Below are 18,269 nucleotides of genomic sequence, written 5' to 3'. Positions count from 1 at the left end.
GCTGGTGCAATGAATCTGTGCACCGGCGTTGCTGTTTCCTCTACGAATAAATCATTAACATTCCTACTAGTTAGGTAGCTAATGAGTTCTGGAGGTCAACATGCAGAGCAGAGTCGATGTCGCGGTGATGATTGGCAGTGGTATGCCCGCCGGATTGCGCGCGATGGGCCAGAGCGTGTGCTGGGTGGTGTTGCTCAATGGTGAGCGCCGCGGCACCGCGTTTGCCAGTCGCGATGAGGCGGAGGAGTGCAAGGCTGCCTGGCTCGCACAGCTGCAAGCGGAGCCGGGCGACAGCCTGCACTGACATTTATTAACGGCCGTCGTGCAGACGTACGTTCAATTCGTCGACCATTACTGCTTCTTCACCGTCGGCGCGCAGCCATTCCTTCAAGAGTTGCGCCTGTTGCGGCGTCCAGAAGTCGGCATCGATCAGTTTGGTATTGGCATCCAGCGGATGCGCTTCGATGAAGTCGTCGATTGCACTGCCCTCCGATGGCAGTCCAAGTTGATCGAACAGGGTTTTCAGATCATAGGCAGGCAGTTCCATCGTGTACTCCTTTTGCGTGTGCCGGAATGGCGCTGTCGCTCGCTCTTTATCTGAGGCAGCCGTTGGGCAAGAGTTCGATTCTTGATTCAAGCGAGCGGGCAAGGGCGCACGCTGCGTTGTGATCTTCGCGGAAACCTCTTACACGACCGGTAGATGATTCCTTGATATGAAAAAACGCATTGCCCGCCGGAACTACCTGGAAACGCGGGGCGCTGGTGCTTTGTGCGTATTGCGCAAGTTCTGCTATAGCGCTGCCGTGCAACACGAAAGGGGCGTCGATGCTGGCGTTGGAGGGGCGGGCAAAGTGAGTCAGAGTGCACATATGAAGTCCTTTTCATGAGTTGGCCGACGTTTACTGGTCGGTTCGGGTAGTCGTAAGGAGCATCGCTGCTCTAGAATCGCCAGTGCCTGTTGGCGACAGGTGCCTATCTAAAGCAATTTTTTACGGGCGATATGTCGGAAAAGGGCTTTTTTTCGTCAGCTTTTTCCCTAAAGTTTGTAGTCCGTCTTCGTTGCGCTTCAATGAAGACTTTTCCTTCAAGGCCTGGCGAACGTCGAAGCAAGTTTCCCGCGTGACTTTCCAGTAGTCTTGCGAACTCGTGATGAATGAGCGTTCTGTTTGATTCAGGTTGACTGGAGTCATCTGGTAACAGCATCGGCCTGGCCGTTTTTTTTGCCGTGCGCGTTTTGGCGCAGGGTATTTTTTCAGATGTGGGGATGTTTCTTTGGCAGTCAGTAATCTCGATATGCATGCTTTGTTCGTGCTGGGTGATTTGCGTGCAAAGCTGGTCAAGCAGTTTCAATCGCGTTTTGTTTACATCACCGAACAGAACGCCGAAGGCATTTACGTGGCCGAGATCGACACCGAAAGCGCGTTGGTGGTCGATGACAAACCGGGGCTCAAGCTCAAGGTCGGCGATCATTTCAGCGCCTCGGTCCTGCCCAGTCGTGAAGGCGGCAAGATGGACATCCGCTTTCGCGAGATCAAACTGACGGTGTATGGCCTGGGTGATTACGCCTTTGTCGAGACCGCCGATGGTCACGCGATCCTGTTCAAGGAAGGCCACAGCGTGGTGACGGTGTTTGCCGCGCATCAGCAATTGCAGGAAGGTCTGACCAAGACCCTGAAAGCCGTCACCGGCAAAGCGGCGAAGTGGCGCAAGGGCGAACTGGTCACATTCAAGGCCAGCGAGTGATTGGTGGCTTGAGTCGCGCCGACTTCCATTCGCAGAACTCCGACCGCGCGCGTGAAGAGGCCTTGCGGCTGTTCAACGCCAAGGCCGGGTTGCAAGGCGCCTGGTTGAACTGGGTAGCTGCGCAGATCTATGCCTTGCGGCCTGCCGAATACGCCAGCATGGTCAGACGCGAGCTGCAAAGCTTGCAGGAAAAGTCTGAAACATAACCTCGTCGGGGATGGACTCCCTGAAAAAGCAGGAACCTCGGCTACAGTCAGTTGACTGAGTATTCAGAGGCTTGCGGTCTTCTGCCAGGCCATCCTGCTATTGCTGTGAACAGCACGAGGTGCAAAAGCATGAAAGGATTTCGACGGTTACTGGCCGCCAGCGTGGTCACGCTCGGTGTGCTGACGTCCGCGCAACCGGCAGCGGCGGCACAGGCGCCGATCCATTTTGCCGACCTGAACTGGGAAAGCGGCAGCCTGATCACTGATGTCCTGCGGATCATCGTCGAGAAGGGCTACGGGTTGCCGACCGATACGTTGCCAGGCACCACCATTACGCTTGAGACCGCGCTGGCCAACAATGACATTCAGGTCATTGGCGAGGAGTGGGCCGGGCGCAGTCCGGTGTGGGTCAAGGCTGAAGCGGAGGGCAAGGTCGCCAGTCTCGGCGATACGGTCAAGGGCGCCACTGAAGGCTGGTGGGTGCCGGAATACGTGATCAAGGGCGATCCGGCCAAGGGCATCAAGCCGCTGGCGCCGGATCTGCGCAGCGTCAGTGACCTGAAGCAATACAAGGATGTGTTCAAGGACCCGGAAAACCCGAGCAAAGGCCGGTTCCTCAACAGCCCGATCGGCTGGACCTCGGAGGTGGTGAACAAACAGAAGCTGACTGCCTACGGCCTGCAGGACGACTACACCAACTTCCGCAGTGGTTCCGGCGCAGCGCTGGATGCCGAGATCAGCTCTTCGATCCGCCGGGGCAAACCGGTGCTGTTCTATTACTGGTCGCCGACACCGCTGCTGGGCAAATTCAAACTGGTGCAGCTGGAAGAACCGCCATTTGACGCCGAGGCGTGGAAGACGCTGACCGATGCTGACAATCCTGATCCGAAACCGACCCGCTCACTGGCCTCGAAGCTGTCGATTGGAGTGTCTGCGCCGTTCCAGAAGCAGTACCCGCAGATTGCCGAGTTCTTCAGCAAAGTGGATTTTCCGATTGCACCGCTGAACAAGGCTCTGGCCGAGATGAGTGAGAAGCACACCGCGCCACGGGAGGCGGCGGAAGCGTTCATGAAGGCGCACCCGGAGGTGTGGCAGGCGTGGGTGCCGAAGGATGTGGCGGATAAGGTGGCGGCTGATCTGAAGTAGGCAGTGAGTCGGCTGGCCTCTTCGCGAGCAGGCTCGCTCCCACAGGGGAATGCATCCTATGTGGGAGCGAGCCTGCTCGCGAAGCTTTCAGGTTTTAGAATCTGGTTTGTACCGCCAATTCAAAAGTGCGCGGCGTACCCAGATAGTAAGCCGGCGAAACATGAGCAAACTCGGCATACACCTCATTGGTCAGGTTACGCACCCGGCCGGTGACGGTGGTGTGCGAGTCGACCTTGTAGCTGAGGAAGCTGCCGAACAGCGTGTACGACGGTACGGTCATGGTGTTCGCCGTATCCGCATACACCGATGCCACGTACCGCGCATCGACCCCGCCTTGCCATTGCGGTGAAAAGTCATAAGTCAGCCACAGGTTGCCCACCCGATCCGGGACGTTGGTTGGCGTATTGCCCTTGCGTGACACCACCACGCCGGCGGCATTCTTCTCGGTGAAATCGTCGTATTGCGCATCGACCCAGGCGAAGTTGCCTTCGGCCAACAGCTTGTCAGTGATGCGCAAGGAGCTGGCGATCTCGATGCCTTTGGAGGTTTGCTGGCCCACCGGAATGCTGCTGGTCGGGTCCAGCGGATCAGTTACGGCAAAATCCTTGCGTTCGATGGTGTAGGCGGCAACTGTCGCCGAGCCACGGCCGTTCAGGTAGTCGAACTTGCTGCCGATTTCCCATTGCTTGCCAGTCGAAACGTCGAAGTCCTGAGTGCCGTTCGGTTGCTCGGCGGCGGTGCTGTATTGCACGTAGACGTTGGCCGACGGGATGAACTGGTAAGTCAGGCCGACACGCCCGGTGACGGGCTCCCAACTGCGCTTGAGGTGCTTGGGATTGGCGGCCGTTACCGTGCGATGGTTAGTCACGTCGAGGTCGATGTCGTCGTAACGCAGTCCGGTCAGCAGCGCCAGTTTGTCGGTCAGTGCCAGCCGGTTTTCCATGAACAGTGCCTTGGTCGTGACCTCGTTGGTCTTGTCGCTGATCAGCGCCGGGTTGGTGCCGGGAATGTCGTAGAAATGCCCCGGCCGGTAGTTGTTCGGATCGACCGTACTCGCGCCTTTGACATTGAGCGGCGAGTTGGTGGTCTGGTTGACCTTGTATTCGAAGCCGCCGGACCAGGTGGTGTCGAGGCCGAACAGGGTGTTGTCGTGGCGCAATTCGAACTGGTTGCCGTTCTGCTCCCCTTGATGCCGCACCTGATAGGCCGTGGAGCGGTTCACCGCGCTGTTGTCGGCGTTGTACTGATAGGTCTCGAGGTTGCGGTAATCACGCTGACTGTCGAGGTGATACAGCGTGTTGCGCAAGGTGGTGCTGTCGTTGATCCGGTAGTCGATGATCGAGCGCAGCCAGATCGTGCGCTGTTCGTAGCGTCCATCCTCGACGTTGTAGTTGTTGAAGCGGTTGTGTTTGTCGATCTTCAACTCGCCAGCCTTGGGATTGAACACCGGGGTGCCCCAGTACGGGCTGTCTTCGTGTTCGTCCTGATATTCCACGGCCAGGGTGTGTGACAGATCCGGCGTGAGGTCGCTGAGCAGCGAGAACGCCACGCTCCAGGCATCGCGCTCCTGGCGGTCGATGTAGCCATTGCTGGTGTTGTGGCTGACGTCCAGGCGCGCGTAGTGCTGCACGTCGGCGCTCGGGTCGGTGAGGGCGTGGTTGAGGCCGAACGCGGTTTCGGTTGTGTCGTAGGTGCCGTAGCTGACGCGACCTTCGACGGCTTGCTCTTCGCGGGTCGCCAGTTTGGTCACGTAGTTCAGCGAGCCGCCCACCGAGCCTGCGCCGTTGATCAGCGACGACGGGCCGCCAACCAGTTCGACGCGATCATAGATCCACGCGTCCACCGGCCGGGCGAGTCCGCCGGAGACATTGATGCCGTTGAACATCTGGGTGATCTGGCTGCTGGTGAAACCGCGATAGGAGACGAATCCGCCAAAGCCTGGCGGTGCGCTGGCGTTCACCCCGGGCAGGGTGTTGGCGGCGTCCTGGAAGTTCTGCGCGCCGTGGCGCTCTATGTCATTGCGGTCGGCGATGGCCACCGAGGCGGGCGTATCACGCACGCTGAGGCCGAGGCGCGAGGCCATGCCGCTGGATCGGTCGAGGCTCAGCCCCGGCTCGGTTGTGGATTCGCCGTCGATGGTGATCGGCGCCAGATCCACGGTGGATTGCGCCCAGGCGTTAAGGGACAGGCAGCCGCACAGGCTCGCCAGCAGAGGAATATGTTTCATCGTTGAATCCTGAATGCTTGTCTAGGAATCAGCGCACAGGCGAACGCCGCGCGTTGGCGCAGTGGGCTGAAAAATCAAAAAGGCAAAGACACTCAGGCGAGCGGCGGGGCGCGAGGATTGGCCGAAGGCCAGGGGAAGCGGGCAGGGAGATCGGCGCTGACGATGGGCGCCAGCGGCGGGCTGTGTTGTTCCGGCAGAACCGCGAGGGTCAGGCTGGAGTTGAACGCCGGCCCCATGCCGCTGCCGACCGAACACAGCGGACAGCCGAACGCCTTGGACAGGGTCGGCAGTTTTTCTTCGACGGGATTGCTGGTCAGTGGCGCTTGAGTGGCCGGGTTGACCGTACAGAACTGGCCGCCGATGCCGTTGAGTTGCATCCCGACCATTTGCCCGTGACCGATGCTGCAGGCGAACACGTTGAACAGGACGCAGCAATAAAGCATCCAGGCCAGCAGTGAACGATCGGAACGGGAGAATTTCATGGGGCGGCACTTTACCGTACCGCTGATCGGTCGTGCACTTCAAAAAATGCCAACTAGGATGATTTGTTCAAATCCCTTGAAAGGATTTCAACCATGACCTTTGTGATGGCTCAATGGCTGGTGACGATTTTTGCAATGATCGCCCTGGTGCATGTGTATTGGGCGTTGGGTGGACAATGGGCGGCGGTCGCGGCAGTGCCACAAGTGCCGGTGCAAGGCTTGGTGGCGACGGTGCGCCCGGCGTTCAAACCGTCAGGCTGGATCACTTTGCTGGTGGCGGCAGCGTTGTTGCTGATTGCAGCTCTGGTGTGCATGCGGGTCGGCTGGGGAATGCCGGCTGTGCATCATCCGGCGTTGCAATGGGTGATCAGTGCGATTGCGTTGTTGATGTTTGCCCGGGCGATCGGCGATTCGAATCTGGTGGGGTTTTTCAAGGAAGTGAAGGGCTCGCGGTTTGCGCGGCTGGATACCTGGGTGTATTCGCCGTTGTGTCTGGTGTTGGGGGCGGGGTTGTTGGCGGTGGCTTGGGTTTGAGCTTTGAGGTGAATTTGAGGTCGCTTTCGCGAGCAGGCTCGCTCCCACATTTGGAATGCATTTCCCCTGTGTGAGCGAGCCTGCTCGCGGAAGGGCCAGTCCAGACACCATAGCTGTGGAACTAGCTAGCTACCGCTTTCGGTCCGTCGGCTACTCACTTCAGCCGGCACATCATCCCCCGCCATGCGCTTGCGGAACAACGCCGCCCGTGCCAGCAGCAGGGTAGTCACCGGCACGGTAATCGCCAGCAGGATCGGGATCAGCCAGGCATGCAGCACCGGCCCCGATTTCAATGCCGAAAAACAAATGATCGACGCCAGCGCCACGCACCACGCGCCCAGTGTCGAGGCGAGTGCCGGTGGGTGCATGCGCTGAAAGTAGTCCTTCATGCGCAGCAATCCGGTCGCGCCGATCAGGGCGAATACGCCGCTGAGCACCAGCAGGATCGCCACCGGAATCTCGACCCACAGCGACAATTCAGCATTCATTCGATCACCTCGCCACGCAGCAGGAATTTCGCCAGGGCAAACGAGCCGACGAAGCCGAACAGCGCGATCAGCAGCGCCGCCTCGAAATAAGTGTCACTGGAATAACGAATGCCCAGGGTCAGCATCATCAGCATGGCGACGATGTACAGATAATCCAGGGCGAGTACCCGATCCTGCGCCGATGGTCCCTTGAACAGGCGAACCAGGGTCAGAACCATCGCCAGCGAGAACAGGAACAGCGTCAGCAGAATCGCGTTCGAGAGCAACGGGCTCATTCGAAAATCTCCATCAACGGCCGCTCGTAGGCAGTCTTGAAGTGGTGGATGAATTGCGCTTCGTCATCCAGATCCCAAACGTGCAGCAGCAGGATGCTGCGATCCAGCGCCAGCTCCGACCATACCGTGCCCGGCACCACCGTGCAGATCATTGCCAGTGTCGCCAGACCATGCGCATCGCGCAGATCGAGCGGTACTTTGACGAAGCGCGAGCGCGGAGGCCGGCGGCCGGCGTTGAGCACGCCCCAGGCAACGATCAGATTGGACATCACTACGTCACGCCCGACGAGCAAGAACAATTTGATAATCGTCCCCGGCCGGCGAATGCGTGCATGTTTCGGGCGCAACTTGCGCATCATCAAGGGGGCAGCGAAACCCAGTATCGCGCCGAGCAGCAGATTGCCCGGGCTGATCGACAGGTTCAGCGTCAGCCACAAAGCCCACAGTGCCAGCGACAACCATGGCGCAGGAAAGACACGCTTCATGGCTGCACCTCCAGCATCGCTGCCTTGGCTTCAGGGCTTGGCACGGCACGGGTGCCGAGCACCGCCATGACATATTGCTGCGGGTTGTTCAGGGCCTCAGCGGTCGCCTGGGTATAGCGCAGCAGCGGCTCGGCCTTGAAGGTCAGGGCGATGCTCAACCCCAGCAGCAGGAAAATCGGCGCGCATTCGAGTTTGCGCAACAGTGGCGAAGGCCGCTCTTCTGGCGTCCAGAAGCGTTGGATGCCCAGTCGCGAAAACGCCATCAGCGAGGCCAGCCCCGACAGGATCAGCAGCGCCAGCAAGGCCCAGGCCGCGTAGGAGATCGGCGCGTCGGTGCCCAGTCCCAAAGGATTGAGCAAGGCGCCGATCAGGCTGAGCTTGCCGATGAAACCGGACAGCGGCGGCATGCCGATGATCAGCAACGCACAGGCGATGAAGCTGAGGCCGAGAAACGCCATGGTCCACGGAATGACCTGACCGACCACGGCTTTCTGTTCGTCGTCGAGGTTGATGCCCTTGGGCGGTTGCAGGGATTCTTGTGGGCGCGGCAGCAACTCGCTTTCGTCTTCCAGCGGAATTTCGTTGGCCGAGCGCGAACGCTCGATCAACTCGGCCAGCAAGAACAGCGCGCTCAACGCCAGGGTCGAGCTGACCAGATAGAATAGTGCGGCGCCGATCAGGTTCGGCTGGGCGAAACCGACCGCCGACAGCAGGATCCCCGCCGACACCAGAATGCTCAGGCTGGCCATGCGTTCCAGACGCTGTGCGGCAAGAATCGCCAGCGCCGCACAGGCCATGGTCGCCATACCGCCGTAGATCAGCCAGTCGCCACCGAAGAAGGCCGAAGCCCCGGCCTGCCCGGAGAACAACAGCGTCCACAGGCGCAGCAGGGTGTAGACGCCGACCTTGGTCATGATCGCGAACATTGCCGCGACCGGCGCGCTGGCCGAGGAATAGGCCGGCACCAGCCAGAAGTTCAGCGGCCACATGCCGGCCTTGGCCAGAAATGCCACCGCGAGAATCCCTGCGCCGGCGTGCAGCAAGCCACGGTCGGCTTCCGGTACCAGCGGAATCTTCAGCGCCAGATCGGCCATGTTCAGTGTGCCGGTGACGCCGTAGATCAGTGCCGCGCCAATCAGGAACAGCGACGAGGCCAGCAGGTTGATCGAAATATAATGCAGCCCCGACGAGACCCGCGCCCGACCCGAGCCGTGCAGCAAAAGACCGTAAGAGGCGGCGAGCAGTACTTCGAAGAACACGAACAGGTTGAACAGGTCGGCGGTGAGGAACGCACCGTAGAGGCCCATCAGTTGAATCTGGAACAGCGCGTGGAAGCTCGAACCTGCGCCATCCCAGCGTGCCATGGCGAAGAGCAGGGCGCTGACGCCAATGATGCCGGTCAGCACCAGCATCAGTGCCGACAGGCGATCGACCACCAGCACGATGCCGAACGGCGCTTGCCAGTTGCCCGGCAGGTACACGCCGATGGAACCGGGAACACCAGTGGTTTGCGTCCACTGTAGCAGCATCACCGAAATGAACAGCCCGACGAGGCTGGAGAACAGGTTGATTTTCGCCTTCAGCGGTCGGTGCTTCTCGCCGAGCATCAACATGATGGCGGCGGTCAGCAGCGGCAGCAGGATCGGTGCGGCGATCAGGTGAGTCATCGCCATCATTCCTTAGGCTCCCGGCCGTCGACGTGGTCGGTACCGGTCAGGCCCCGCGATGCGAGCAGCACCACCAGGAACAGCGCGGTCATGGCGAAGCTGATGACGATAGCGGTCAGCACCAGGGCCTGCGGCAGCGGGTCGGTGTAATGCAGCAGATCCTGGACCACGCCGTCCTTGATCACCGGCTCCTTGCCGATGAACAGACTGCCCATGCTGAAGATGAACAGGTTGACCGCGTAGGACAGCAGGCACAGGCCCATGACCACCTGGAACGTCCGTGGTCGCAGTACCAGCCAGACGCCGGACGCAGCGAGTACGCCGATGGCGATTGCGATGACTTCTTCCATCAGACGGCTCCTTTGCTGGCGACGGACTTGGGTAGGGACGCGGTCTTGTGACCACGCACCGATTGGTGGGCGAGGGCGGTGAGGATCAGCAGCGTCGAGCCGACCACCACGGCGTACACGCCGATATCAAAGAACAGCGCACTGGCAATGTGGATGTCGCCCAGCAGCGGCAATTCGAAATGCCAGGTGTGAGTGGTCAGGAACGGATAACCGGCCGCCATCGCACCGAGGCCGGTAGCGGTGGCGAACAGCAGACCGGTGCCCATCCAGCGCAGTGGTCGCAGGCTCATTTGCGCCTCGACCCACTGCGTCCCGGCGACCATGTATTGCAGGATGAACGCCACCGACATCACCAGCCCGGCGACAAAACCGCCGCCTGGCTGATTGTGCCCACGCATGAACAGGTAGAACGACACCACCAGCGCAATCGGCAGCAGCAGGCGCACCAGCACCGCCGGCACCATCATGAAGCCGAGCGCGGTGTCGCTGGCGGTACGCGGATTAACCAGATCGGTGACCACGTCCGGCGCGAGCAGGCGTTGCTGGGCCGGCAGTTGCAGGCTTTCTTTCGGCGGGCGGAAGCGCCGCAGCAGGGCGAACACGGTCAGGGCCACGGCCACCAGCACGGTGATTTCACCGAGGGTGTCGAAACCGCGGAAGTCCACCAGCATCACGTTGACCACGTTGCTGCCACCGCCCTCGGGCATGGCGCGACTGAGGTAGAACGACGAGATGTCGTTGGGCGTCTGCCGCGTCAGCATCGCGTAAGACAGCAGCGCCATGCCGGCGCCGACGGCAATCGACAGCAGCAAGTCGCGCAGACGGCGGATGCGCGCCTTGCGCAGGCTGCTCGGCAATGGCGAGACTTCTTCGATCCGCCGTGGCAACCAGCGCAGGCCCAGCAGGATCAGTACCGTGGTGACGACTTCGACCGCCAACTGCGTCAGCGCCAGGTCCGGCGCCGAGAACCAGACGAAGGTCACACAGGTCATCAGGCCGCAGACGCTGACCATGGTCAGGGCGGCGAGACGGTGATACTTGGCCTGCCACGCCGCACCGAGAGCGCAGGCAATTGCCAGCAGCCACAGGGTGACGAACACGATGGAACCCGGAATTTTCGGCCGGTCGCCCCAGCTCAGGCTGCTGTGCAGCATCGGGATCAGGCCGGCGAGCACTGCCGCCAAGACCATCAGGAACAGTTGCATCTGCAGGCGACGGGTGCCGAGTCGGCGTTCTACCCGGCGAGCCATGCGCATCATCACCACCAGACTGCGTTCGAACAGCCGCTTGCCATTGAAGCGGCCCACCAGCGGCGGGTATTTGAAGCGTCCACGCTTGAGCTGGTTGCGCAGCAGCAGATAGACCACGATGCCGCCGGACATGGCGATCAGGCTCATGATCATCGGGGCGTTGAGGCCGTGCCAGATCGCCAGGCTGTACTCCGGCAGGGTGCCGCCCACCACTGGCAACGCGGCGGCTGCGAGCAGCGGGCCGACCACTTGCGCCGGAAAGATCCCGACGACCAGGCAGGTGAACACCAGCAGCTCAACCGGCGCGCGCATCCAGCGCGGCGGCTCGTGCGGGGTGTGCGGCAGGTCGGTGGCCGGCGGGCCAAAGAACACATCGACGGTGAAGCGCAGCGAGTAAGCGACGCTGAACGTACCTGCGATGGTCGCGACAATCGGCAGCGCCGCTTCGACCCACGCGGTGGCGTTGATGAACACGGTTTCGGCGAAGAACATTTCTTTTGAGAGGAAACCGTTGAGCAGCGGCACCCCGGCCATCGAAGCACTGGCCACCATCGCCAGTGTCGCGGTGAACGGAATCAGCTTGATCAGGCCGCTGAGCTTGCGGATATCGCGGGTTCCGCTTTCGTGGTCGATGATGCCGGCGGCCATGAACAGCGACGCCTTGAAGGTGGCGTGGTTGAGGATGTGGAACACCGCTGCGACTGCCGCCAGTGGGCTGTTCAGGCCCAGCAGCAGAGTGATCAGGCCCAGATGGCTGATGGTCGAGTAGGCCAGCAGGCCCTTGAGGTCATTCTGGAACATCGCGCAATACGCGCCGAGCAGCAGCGTACACGCGCCGGCGCCGCTGACGATGTAGAACCATTCTTCACTGCCGGACAGCGATGGCCACAGGCGTGCGAGCAGGAACACCCCAGCCTTGACCATGGTCGCCGAGTGCAGGTAAGCCGAAACCGGGGTGGGCGCCGCCATGGCGTGCGGGAGCCAGAAATGAAAGGGGAACTGGGCACTTTTGCTGAGGGCGCCGATGAGGATGAGAGGAAGCAGGATAGGGTAGAGGGCATGTGCGCGAATCAGATCTCCGGCGGCCAGGACCTTGTCCAGGTCATAGCTGCCGACGACATGGCCGAGCAGCATGACCCCCGCCAGCAGGCATAGTCCCCCGGCGCCGGTGACCATCAGCGCCATGTAGGCGCCACGGCGGGCGTCGGCGCGGTGGTGCCAGTAGCCGATCAACAGGAACGAGAAGAGGCTGGTCAGCTCCCAGAAGAACACGATCTGGATCAGGTTGCCGGAGATCACCAGGCCAAGCATGGCGCCCATGAACGCCAGGAAGAAGGCAAAGAAGCGCGGCACCGGGTCGTCCGGCGACATGTAGTAACGGGCATATAAAGAGACCAGGGTGCCGATGCCGAGAACCAGCATCGAGAACAGCCAGGCGAAGCCGTCCATGCGCAGGACGAAGTTCAAGCCGAGGCTGGGCAGCCACATGAATTCTTCGCGGATCACGCCGCCGTGGGCGATTTGCGGGTACAACAGCGCGACCTGCACGGTACCGATCAGAGCGACCAGACCTGCCAGCAGGGATTCGGTATTACGCGCGTTGTGTGGCAGCACCGCTGCCAGACAGCTGCCAATGAATGGCAGAAGCAGTAGAACTATCAGGGACATAGGCTTCTAATCTGCGGAAGTTTGTGAAGCATCATACGTGCCAGCTCCCTGATTACCAAACGCCAGGATGTCTCAGAATCCTACAAAGTAGTCTGGAATTTTCTGTTTGGCATTGTTTCAGGTGGATGGATGTTGCTTGGGATGGCTTCATCGCGAGCAGGCGCATTCCTACAGGGGGAACGCATTTCAATTACAGGCGTGCGCCTGCTCGCGATCGCTATGGTTCAGGCACTCAAGATATGGCGGATTAACCTTGGGTTTCCCGCTCCAGTTCAGCGTCTACTTCGACAGCCTTACCCTTGGTCTTCAACTCGCTGACAATCACCGCCGCCACGATCAATCCGGCGCCGACCAGGGCAATCGCCGGCAAGCGCTCCCCGGCGATCCGCCCGACGATCCCGGCCCACACCGGTTCACCGGCATAGATCAAGGTCGCCCGGGTCGGCGAAACGCTTTTCTGCGCCCAGTTCATTGCCACCTGAATCGCCGCACTCGCCGCGCCCAGGCCCAGTGCGGTCATCAGCAGCGTCGAGGAAAAGTCTGGAATCGTCTCGCCCGTCGGCACTACCAGCAGGAACGACAACACCGACGTCGTGGCCAGTTGCACCACGGTCACCCGCCGCACATCGACCTGGCCGGCATAGGTGCTGATCAGAATGATCTCGGCGGCAATCGCGATCGCACTGATCAGCGTGGCAATTTCACCGGGGCTGAAATTCAGCGACGCGCCAGACGGCCCGGACAGCAGCATCAAGCCGGTAAAGGCCAGCATGATGCCGATGCTCGGCATCAACCCGGGTCGACGGCCCAGCACCAGCCATTGCAGCAACGGCACGAAAGGCACGTATAGCGCGGTGATGAACGCCGACTGGCTGCTCGGGATCGTTTGCAGGCCCACCGTCTGCAAGCCGTAACCGAGCATGATCGCCACGCCGATAAAGGCGCCGGCCTTGAGTTCGAACAGGGTGAGTTCGCGCAGATGGCGCCAGGAGAACAGCGCGACGATGCTCGCCGCAGCGGCGAAGCGCAGGCCGACGAAGAACATCGGGCCGCTGACGGTCATGGCGTGTTGCACCAGCAGGAACGTGCCGCCCCAGACCATGGTGATCAGCACCAGCACGCACTCGGCCTTGCTGAAGCGGGAGAAGCGGAGAGGCGTGGAGGAACCGTTTGCTGACGTCATGACCTTGCGCACTATAAAAGGCAGGACGCACAATGCGCCCAACGTTGCGCAGTATACTGCCCAACTCCACCAAGTGAGCAATATAGTGCACAAAGATTCCAGCCAGCGGGCGTCCGTCCTGCAACACGTCAGCCTGAACGTTCGGCGCCTGCGCCACGCCGCCGACATGAGCCAGACCGCGCTGGCCGAAAAGTCCGGCGTCAGTCGGCGCATGCTGGTGGCGATCGAGGCCGGGGAAAAGAACGTCAGCCTGACCACCCTTGACCGTGTCGCCGAAGCCCTCGACGTAGCCTTCAGCGACCTGATCCAGGCCCCGGATGCCCGCGACCCGAGCCGCATCAACGAAGTGGCTTGGGCCGGCGCCATCCCCGGGAGCAAAGCGGTGCTGCTGTCCAAGGCCACCGCCACCCGTGAGGTCGAGCAGTGGGAATGGTGTCTGCAACCGGGGGAGGTCTACCCGTCACAACCGGACGCCGATGGCTGGAGCGAGCAGATCTACGTGTTCGAAGGCTGCCTGACGCTGATGCTCGGTGAGCAGCGGCAGCAGATCGCGACCGGTGAATTTTTCATGTTTGCCAGCAACCAGCCGCACAGTTATCGCAACGACGGCGATGTGGCCACACGGTTTGTGCGTAATGTGGTGATTTGAATGAGTGAGAGCGCAGACATTCTGATTATCGGCGGTGGCCTCAGCGGCACGATGCTGGCGGTGCAATTGTTGCGGCTGCCCGGCCAGCGCAGGATTATCGTCATCGAACCACGCGCCGAACTCGGCCGTGGCGAAGCCTACAGCGCCGTCGAACTGGGCCACACGCTCAACGGCAATGCGGCGCGGATGAGTGTCGATCCGGACAACCCCGATGACCTGACCCAATGGTTGACCACGCACATTGCCGGCGGTGGCTGGCCTGAGTCGGCCGAGCAGTCTGTGCCGATCAGCGAGCTGTTCCCACCGCGCGGGCTGTTTGGCGTATATGTGCAGCAGCGTCTGGCCGAGGCGCGGGTGGCCGGCGCGCAGCAGGGTTCGACGGTTGAGCACATCTGCGCCGAAGTCGTCGATCTGCAAAGCGATGCCGATTCGGTGCAAGTGAGCTTGAACGATGGGCGACGGTTACGCAGCACCTACGCCGTGCTCGCTACGGGCATGTTTCCCGCCGCCCGCACGCCGCAGAAAGAGTCCAGTGGCCTCAATGCCGCTGCGCTCGATCCGTGGGATGTCGCGGCCATGCGTCAGCTTGATCCGCAGTCAACCGTGCTGATCATCGGTTCCGGTCTGACCATGGTCGATGCGGTGGTTTCACTGGAACAGGCCGGGCATCGCGGGCCGATTGAAGTGTTCTCCCGTCACGGACTGTTGCCCCATGTACGGCGGCAACCACCGGCGTGGCCGGATTTTCTCGCTGAAGATCACAGTATCCGCACGCCGCGCCAATTGCTGCGTGAATTACGCAGGCAGTGTCGTGACGCCATCGCCCAGGGCATTGACTGGCAGGCGCCGCTGGACACGGTTCGAGCACATATCGCACGGTTGTGGAGCCAGGCCACTGACGTGCAGCGTCGACAGTTCGTCCGGCATGTGCGGCCGTGGTGGGAGAGTCATCATCACCGCTCTCCGCCCTTGAGCGCGGCGTTGGTTGAACGCTTGCGCAGCGAGGGTCGTTTGCGGATTCAGGCGGCGTCGTTCAAGGGGCTCGAGCCTCACTCGGGCGCTGGCGTGAGCATTCGAATTCGTCGCCGTGGTGAAGCCGCTACCGGTGTGGTGCATGGCGCAGCGCTGATCAATTCCAGCGGCATCGAGTACGACTGGCGCCGCGTGGCGCGAGCGTTGCCCCAGCAGTTGCTCGCGCGTGGACTGGTGCGGCCGGGGCCGTTGGCGCTGGGAATTGCGGCGGCGGTGGACGGTGCCGTGCTGGACGCTGAAGGGCAGGCCGGCAGCCGACTGTTCGCGATGGGGCCACCGCTGCGCGGGATGTGGTGGGAGAGCACCGCGGTGACGGATGTGGCGTTGCAGGCGAAGGCGTTGGCGGCGCGGCTGGTGGGTTGAAGGCAGACCGCCTTGCAAAGATCCTTGCAGGAGTGAGCGGGGCAGCTCAGTCAGCGCGGCAGTGAATTCATCAGCCAGCGCTTGCGGATCTGTTCAAGGCGACCATCGGCGCGCAAGGTTTCGAGTGCCTTTTGCCAGCGTGCAACCTGCTGCGGATCGGTCTGCAGCGAGAAGGCAATGTAGGTGTCCTGATGTGTCAGCGGGATCTGATACTGCAATCGCTGCGGTTCCATGCCCTGGGTGCGGGCCAGCGCAGCGGTGGACAGGGTGTCGGACACCACGAAATCCGTCCGGCCCAGGCTGAACAGTCGCATCATCTGCTCCGGGGTTTCGACGCCGTCGAGGTTCTTCAGGTTTTGCTGTTGCAGGTAGCTATAGATCAGCCATTTGCGCGGCACGCTGATGCGTCCTGCCTGATCCGCCTCCTGCAGTGAGCGTACCGGTGGCTGGTTGTAGGCGTGGCCGTAGAGGGCGGTTTCGACTTCAATCAGCGGCCCGACCCATTGGTAGCGTTCATCACGCTCGTCGGTGCGCAGGACGGTAAACACGCCGGTGTTCGGGGTTTCGCTGGCAGTGCGCAGCGCACGCAGTAATGGCACTTGTTGCAGGCTGATCCGGTCGCCGGCCTGTTCGGCCAGCGCGCGCACCACATCCACGCCGTAACCCACCAGTTGATCGCCTTGCTGAAAATGCAGGGGCGGATGGTTGTCAGTGAGCAGTTGCAGATCCGCCGCATTGGCCGCCAGGGCGAGAAGTGACAGCAGACACGCGGCAATCCGTTTCATGAATCGTCCCTGAAAAATAGATCGCGAAGCTTAGTACGGGCCGAGGGTGGCTGTCGTGAGGAATGTACGGGGCTTTTGTGTCAGAAACAAAGGCTGATTGGCAGCGCCGGGTTCACCCAAAACAATTGTGGGAGGGGGCTTGCTCCGGGCGGCGACTCGACGAAGGTGGTGTGTCAGGCAACAGATCGGCTGACTGACACACCGCCTTCGTCGGATCGCCGCCCGGAGCAAGCCCGCTCCCACAGGGGGCATGTGGTGGCTGGTTACGCCACCACGCGGTAGCACGGCACGTATGCTGCGCCGCCCGGCAGTTTCATCCGGTGCTGGGCAACGAAGGCTTTGAGCAGCGCATCGAGCGGTTGCATGATCGCCGCGTCACCGCGGATCTGGTACGGCCCGTGCTCTTCGATCAGGCGGATGCCCTTGTCCTTGACGTTGCCGGCCACGATCCCGGAGAACGCGCGGCGCAGGTTGGCCGCCAGTTCGTGGGCCGGCTGGTCGCGGTGCAACTTGAGGTTGGCCATGTTTTCGTGGGTCGGATCGAACGGACGCTGGAAGCTTTCGTCAATTTTCAGCAGCCAGTTGAAGTGGAACGCATCGTTGCGCTCGCGGCGGAACTGCTTCACCGCTTTGAGGCCGGCGGTCATCTGCCGGGCGACTTCGGCCGGGTTGTCGATGATGATCTGATAGTGCTGCTTCGCCGCATCGCCGAGGGTCGCGGTAACGAATGCATCGAGTTGTTCCAGATACGGCGCGGCATGTTTCGGCCCGGTCAGGATCACCGGGAACGGCAGTCCTTCGTTGTCCGGGTGCATCAGGATGCCCAGCAGGTACAGGAATTCTTCGGCGGTGCCGGCGCCGCCCGGGAAGATGATGATGCCGTGGCCGACACGGACGAACGCTTCCAGACGTTTCTCGATGTCCGGCAGGATCACCAGTTCATTGACGATCGGGTTCGGCGCTTCGGCGGCAATGATGCCCGGCTCGGTCAGGCCGAGGTAGCGTCCACCGTGAATACGCTGCTTGGCGTGGGCGATGGTCGCGCCCTTCATCGGGCCTTTCATTACGCCGGGACCGCAGCCGGTGCAGATGTCGAGGCTGCGCAGGCCCAGTTCGTGGCCGACTTTCTTGGTGTATTTGTACTCTTCGGTGTTGATCGAGTGACCGCCCCAGCACACGACGATTTTCGGCTCGACGCCCGGACGCAGGGTGCGGGCGTTGCGCAGCAGGTGGAAGACGTAGTCGCTGATGCCTTGCGAGGTGCTCAGGTCGATGCGCTGGCTGTCGAGTTCGTTTTCGGTGTAGACGATGTCGCGCAGGGCGCTGAACAGCATCTCGCGGGTGCTGGCGATCATTTCGCCGTCGACGAAGGCGTCGGCCGGAGCGTTCAGCAGTTCGAGGCGCACACCGCGATCCTGCTGGTGAATGCGGATTTCGAAGTCCTTGTAGGCTTCCAGAATGGTCTTGGCGTTATCGACATGGGCGCCGGTATTGAGGATGGCCAGGGCGCACTGGCGGAAGAGGGTGTAGGTGCTGCCGGATCCGGCTTCGCTCAGTTGCTGGACTTCACGTTGAGAAAGGGTTTCCAGGCTGCCTTTCGGGCTGACCGAGGCGTTGATTACGTGTCGTTGGGTCATGCAATGATCCTTAAAACGATGTCATCCCAAAACCAGGCGGATGGCATCCGAATAGTGTGTATCCATGAATGAAGATGGCACGATCTGCGCTGTACCGCC

At 61.4% G+C, this 18,269-nt stretch carries 20 protein-coding genes; 7 read left to right on the top strand and 13 right to left on the bottom strand.

The window, feature by feature from the left end; all coding sequences use genetic code 11:
• The first annotated feature begins 100 nt into the window (after positions 1-100).
• Entirely contained in the window at positions 101-304 is a 204-nt protein-coding gene (locus AC0J41_RS14945) for a hypothetical protein (RefSeq protein ID WP_473012859.1), read from the top strand.
• 6 nt (positions 305-310) lie between these two features.
• Here the strand turns inward: AC0J41_RS14945 and AC0J41_RS14940 are convergent, their stop codons facing one another.
• Together AC0J41_RS14940 and AC0J41_RS14935 are read right to left on the bottom strand one after the other, a co-directional pair.
• Complete coding sequence (locus AC0J41_RS14940) at positions 311-547, bottom strand: DUF2789 family protein (RefSeq protein WP_025111383.1); 237 nt, start codon at positions 545-547, stop codon at positions 311-313.
• Between the two features lie 46 nt (positions 548-593).
• The gene (locus AC0J41_RS14935) at positions 594-869 is read right to left on the bottom strand and encodes a hypothetical protein (protein ID WP_081794893.1); all 276 of its coding nucleotides are present in this window, start codon (positions 867-869) and stop codon (positions 594-596) included.
• A gap of 403 nt (positions 870-1,272) precedes the next feature.
• Between AC0J41_RS14935 and AC0J41_RS14930 the strand changes: the two genes are divergently transcribed.
• From AC0J41_RS14930 to AC0J41_RS14920, 3 genes are all read left to right on the top strand, one after another.
• Positions 1,273-1,743 (top strand): hypothetical protein, encoded by a 471-nt coding sequence (locus tag AC0J41_RS14930; protein ID WP_025111384.1) that lies wholly within the window; start codon positions 1,273-1,275, stop codon positions 1,741-1,743.
• Positions 1,744-1,751: 8 nt separating this feature from the next.
• Positions 1,752-1,949 carry a hypothetical protein gene (locus AC0J41_RS14925; protein ID WP_025111385.1) on the top strand — a complete coding sequence of 66 codons (198 nt, stop codon included), beginning with the start codon at positions 1,752-1,754 and terminating at the stop codon, positions 1,947-1,949.
• A 129-nt stretch (positions 1,950-2,078) separates the two neighbouring features.
• The gene (locus AC0J41_RS14920) at positions 2,079-3,095 is read left to right on the top strand and encodes an ABC transporter substrate-binding protein (RefSeq protein WP_473012858.1); all 1,017 of its coding nucleotides are present in this window, start codon (positions 2,079-2,081) and stop codon (positions 3,093-3,095) included.
• 94 nt (positions 3,096-3,189) lie between these two features.
• Here AC0J41_RS14920 and AC0J41_RS14915 read toward each other — a convergent pair whose 3' ends face one another.
• Both AC0J41_RS14915 and AC0J41_RS14910 read right to left on the bottom strand, forming a co-directional pair.
• Complete coding sequence (locus AC0J41_RS14915; RefSeq protein ID WP_473012857.1) at positions 3,190-5,322, bottom strand: TonB-dependent receptor; 2,133 nt, start codon at positions 5,320-5,322, stop codon at positions 3,190-3,192.
• A 92-nt stretch (positions 5,323-5,414) separates the two neighbouring features.
• The gene (locus tag AC0J41_RS14910) at positions 5,415-5,804 is read right to left on the bottom strand and encodes a DUF2946 domain-containing protein (RefSeq protein WP_473012856.1); all 390 of its coding nucleotides are present in this window, start codon (positions 5,802-5,804) and stop codon (positions 5,415-5,417) included.
• 93 nt (positions 5,805-5,897) lie between these two features.
• On the opposite strand from AC0J41_RS14910, the gene AC0J41_RS14905 reads away from it, so the two are divergent.
• The gene (locus tag AC0J41_RS14905) at positions 5,898-6,338 is read left to right on the top strand and encodes a DUF3995 domain-containing protein (RefSeq protein ID WP_473012855.1); all 441 of its coding nucleotides are present in this window, start codon (positions 5,898-5,900) and stop codon (positions 6,336-6,338) included.
• A gap of 125 nt (positions 6,339-6,463) precedes the next feature.
• Here the strand turns inward: AC0J41_RS14905 and AC0J41_RS14900 are convergent, their stop codons facing one another.
• From AC0J41_RS14900 to AC0J41_RS14870, 7 genes are all read right to left on the bottom strand, one after another.
• Entirely contained in the window at positions 6,464-6,826 is a 363-nt protein-coding gene (locus tag AC0J41_RS14900) for a Na+/H+ antiporter subunit G (protein ID WP_085711416.1), read from the bottom strand.
• Complete coding sequence (locus AC0J41_RS14895; RefSeq protein ID WP_007910754.1) at positions 6,823-7,101, bottom strand: K+/H+ antiporter subunit F; 279 nt, start codon at positions 7,099-7,101, stop codon at positions 6,823-6,825. Before AC0J41_RS14895 ends, AC0J41_RS14900 begins: the two co-directional genes overlap by 4 nt.
• A complete protein-coding gene (locus tag AC0J41_RS14890; protein WP_025111391.1) occupies positions 7,098-7,586 on the bottom strand; it encodes a Na+/H+ antiporter subunit E in 489 nt (162 codons plus the stop codon). Before AC0J41_RS14890 ends, AC0J41_RS14895 begins: the two co-directional genes overlap by 4 nt.
• Entirely contained in the window at positions 7,583-9,262 is a 1,680-nt protein-coding gene (locus tag AC0J41_RS14885; protein WP_025111392.1) for a monovalent cation/H+ antiporter subunit D, read from the bottom strand. Before AC0J41_RS14885 ends, AC0J41_RS14890 begins: the two co-directional genes overlap by 4 nt.
• Positions 9,259-9,603, bottom strand: coding sequence for a Na+/H+ antiporter subunit C (locus AC0J41_RS14880; protein ID WP_025111393.1), 345 nt, complete (start codon positions 9,601-9,603; stop codon positions 9,259-9,261). The genes AC0J41_RS14885 and AC0J41_RS14880 overlap by 4 nt, the downstream gene beginning before the upstream one ends.
• Positions 9,603-12,521 (bottom strand): monovalent cation/H+ antiporter subunit A, encoded by a 2,919-nt coding sequence (locus AC0J41_RS14875; protein ID WP_473012854.1) that lies wholly within the window; start codon positions 12,519-12,521, stop codon positions 9,603-9,605. Before AC0J41_RS14875 ends, AC0J41_RS14880 begins: the two co-directional genes overlap by 1 nt.
• 247 nt (positions 12,522-12,768) lie before the next feature.
• Positions 12,769-13,704, bottom strand: a complete 936-nt coding sequence (locus AC0J41_RS14870; protein WP_473012853.1) for a DMT family transporter — start codon at positions 13,702-13,704, stop codon at positions 12,769-12,771.
• A gap of 85 nt (positions 13,705-13,789) precedes the next feature.
• Between AC0J41_RS14870 and AC0J41_RS14865 the strand changes: the two genes are divergently transcribed.
• Together AC0J41_RS14865 and AC0J41_RS14860 are read left to right on the top strand one after the other, a co-directional pair.
• Positions 13,790-14,353 carry a helix-turn-helix domain-containing protein gene (locus AC0J41_RS14865; RefSeq protein ID WP_083368790.1) on the top strand — a complete coding sequence of 188 codons (564 nt, stop codon included), beginning with the start codon at positions 13,790-13,792 and terminating at the stop codon, positions 14,351-14,353.
• Entirely contained in the window at positions 14,354-15,748 is a 1,395-nt protein-coding gene (locus AC0J41_RS14860; protein ID WP_473012852.1) for an FAD/NAD(P)-binding protein, read from the top strand. It begins immediately after the preceding gene.
• Between the two features lie 50 nt (positions 15,749-15,798).
• On the opposite strand, the gene AC0J41_RS14855 is transcribed toward AC0J41_RS14860, so the two are convergent.
• Positions 15,799-16,533: a substrate-binding periplasmic protein gene (locus tag AC0J41_RS14855; protein ID WP_025111398.1), complete on the bottom strand. Its 735-nt coding sequence runs from the start codon at positions 16,531-16,533 to the stop codon at positions 15,799-15,801.
• A 263-nt stretch (positions 16,534-16,796) separates the two neighbouring features.
• A complete protein-coding gene (gene ppnN, locus AC0J41_RS14850; RefSeq protein WP_025111399.1) occupies positions 16,797-18,170 on the bottom strand; it encodes a nucleotide 5'-monophosphate nucleosidase PpnN in 1,374 nt (457 codons plus the stop codon).
• Positions 18,171-18,269 lie beyond the last annotated feature (99 nt).

It is taken from the genome of Pseudomonas sp. Arb-4-2C, from assembly GCF_055755015.1.
The sequence above is the reverse complement of the archived record's forward strand: the minus strand, read 5'-3'. Positions and strand labels throughout refer to the sequence as shown.